Consider the following 2945-nt stretch of genomic DNA (forward strand, 5'->3'; position numbering starts at 1 on the left):
TCCCAGCACACCTCCAGCAACAACCGCTGCTGCGGATCCATCGCCACCGCCTCACGCGGCGAAATCCCGAAGAACCCGGCGTCGAAGCCCGCCACGTCCGCCAGGAACCCACCCCGCCGCACATACGACTTCCCTGAGGCATCGGGATCCGGATCGAAGAGCCCCTCCACATCCCAGCCACGATCCGCAGGAAACTCACCGATCCCCTCGCCGCCTGAGCGGACCAGATCCCACAGACCCTCCGGAGACACCACACCGCCCGGAAAACGGCATCCCATCCCCACCACCACGACCGGATCCGAGTCCATCCCCGATGCCGCCGGGGAAGGGATCGCCGGCGTGACCGCCGCGGCTCCCGTGTCTCCTGGCAGCAACCGCTCGAGGAGGTGGTCGGCCAGTACCTGCGCGGTCGGATAGTCGAACACCAGCGATGCGGGAAGGCTCAGTCCGGTCGCGGTCTGGAGGCGGTTGCGGACGTTGATACCGCCGAGGGAGTCCAGGCCCAGGTCACGGAACGCGGCCGTCGCTGCCACGGCCTCGGCGCTGCCGTACCCCAGCACCGCCGCCACCGACGCGGCCACCAGCTCGGTAAGCAGCCGGCGCCGGCCGGCCGGATCGAGGCCACGCAGCCGGGACACCAACTGCGACACGGACTCCCCCGCCGCGGCGGTGCGCCGGACCGTGGGAACCAACTCGCCCAGCACCGGCGCCAACTCACCGTCCCCGGCCAGGCGGCGCAGGACGGGAAGGTCCCACCGCGTACCCACCACGTGGCTCACGCCGCCGGACATCGCCGCGTCGAACAACTCCACGGCCTGCGCGGAGCTCAACGGCCGTACGCCACCGGCTCGCAGCCGTGCCACACCCTCGTCGGCGAGCCCGGCGCCCATGCCACCGGCTCCGGCCCACAGGCCCCAGGAGACCGACTGTCCGGCGAGTCCCAGTCCGCGCCGGTGCACGGCCAGTGCGTCCAGGAACGTGTTCGCCGCCGCGTAGTTGCCCTGCCCCGGGGCGCCCAGCACTCCGGACAGCGACGAGACGACCGAGAACAGGGTCAGGGGCAGATCGCGGGTGGCCTCGTGCAGGTACCAGGCCGCGTCCGCCTTCGCCGCCAGGACCCGGTCGACGCGCTCGGGGGTCAGCGAGCCGATCACACCGTCGTCCAGCACACCGGCCGCATGAACCACACCACGCAGCTCAAAGCCGTCCGGCACCGAACCCACCAGGCCCGCCACCGCGGCTCGGTCCGAGACATCGCAGGACACGACCCGAACCACCGCACCGGCCGCTTGGAGATCAGCCACCAACTCGCCGACACCATCGGCAGCGTCGCCCCGACGAGACGCCAGCACGACACAACCCGCCCCGTGCGCCTCGACCAACCGCCGCGCCAGCACACCGCCGACGCCACCCGTCCCACCGGTGACGATCACGGCGGCCTCCGCGCCGATCCCGGTCTCGACGGACTCCGCCGGACCGGTACGCATCAGACGCGCCGCGTGCACGACTCCATCCCGCACCACGAGCTGCTGCTCGCCGAACTCCACCACTAGCGAGTCGACTTCATCGTCAGTGTCCACCAGTACGATCCGGCCGGGGTTCTCCGACTGCGCCGAGCGCACCAACCCCCACACCGCCGACGCCGCCACATCCATGACAGCCTCACCGGGGAGACAGACCGCACCCCGGGTCACCACCACAAGCGTGGAACCCTCGTACTGGGGTGAGGCCAGCCAGGACTGAAGCACTTCGAGCGCCTGATGCGCGCCGTCGTGCATCGAGGCCACCACATCGGCACCGGCCTCAGCAGGCCACTCCCACACCACCACAGGCGGCACAGACTCGGCGTCCGGATCCCAACCGGCGTACGCCGCCGTCTCGGTACCCCGCTTCGGCATCGGGACAGGCGACCACACCAACTCGAACAGCCCGTCCGCAGCCGTGCCCGCCACCGCTGCCGCAGTCAGCGCTTCGGGTGACACCGGCCGCGTCACGAGCGAGCCGACCCCCAGCACCAGGGCGCCACTCTCATCGGCGACCTGCACCGACACGGCATCGGACCCGGCAGGCGCGATCCGGACCCGCACGGAGGAAGCACCGACCGCATGCAGCGACACGTCTTCGAAGAGGAACGGAACCCGTACGACGTCCAGCTCCGAAGCTCCGTCGTGAGCGGTGAGGAGTGGGGCGTGGACCACCGCGTCCAGGAGCGCCGGGTGTATCCCGAACCCGCTCACGTCCGTCCCGGAGGGAACCCTCACCTCGGCGAAGATCTCGTCACCGCGTCGCCAGGCCGCATGCACGCCACGAAACGCGGGCCCGTACCCGTAGCCCTGCTGCGCGAGTTCCTCGTAGGCGGTCTCCACGTCGACCGCCTCTGCCCCGGCCGGCGGCCACTGCGACTCCGGCCATCCCTGCTCGGCGGACGGTGCCGGAGCCAGCACGCCCTGTGCGTGCAGCATCCACCCCTGACCGTCGGCCGCCACGGCATCGGAGCGCGAGTGAATCTCCAGACCCCGGTGCCCTGCCTCGTCCGGCTCGCCCACGACGATGTGCACGTGGACTCCGCCGCGCTCGGGGAGGAGCAGGGGAGCCGTCATCGCCAGTTCCCGCACCACCGGGCACCCGACCTCGTCACCGGCCCGCACCGCCAGCTCCAACAGGACCGAGCCGGGCACCATCGCATGCCCGAACACCTCGTGCTCAGCGAGCCACGACTGCCCGGACCGCGACAACCGCCCCGTCAACACCACCTGGGACGCACCCGGCGAGGCCACCACCGCACCCAGCAACGGATGATCGGCCATGACCAGACCTGCCGACCGCACATCCGTCGCCCGCACGGCCGGTGTGAGCCAGTACCGATCACGCTGAAACGCATACGTCGGCACGTCCACGAGCCGACCACCCACACACCACGCCCGCCACGACACCGGAACACCGGA

The 2945-nt window shown here is 71.1% G+C and carries 1 protein-coding gene; it reads right to left on the minus strand.

The features are described from left to right. The coding region (locus ACZ6B1_RS34165) for a type I polyketide synthase (RefSeq protein ID WP_468784650.1) at positions 1 to 2897 on the minus strand (2897 nt) is incomplete at its 3' end. Between the last annotated feature and the right edge of the window lie 48 nt (positions 2898 to 2945).

It is taken from the genome of Streptomyces sp. NPDC041129 (assembly GCF_055592265.1).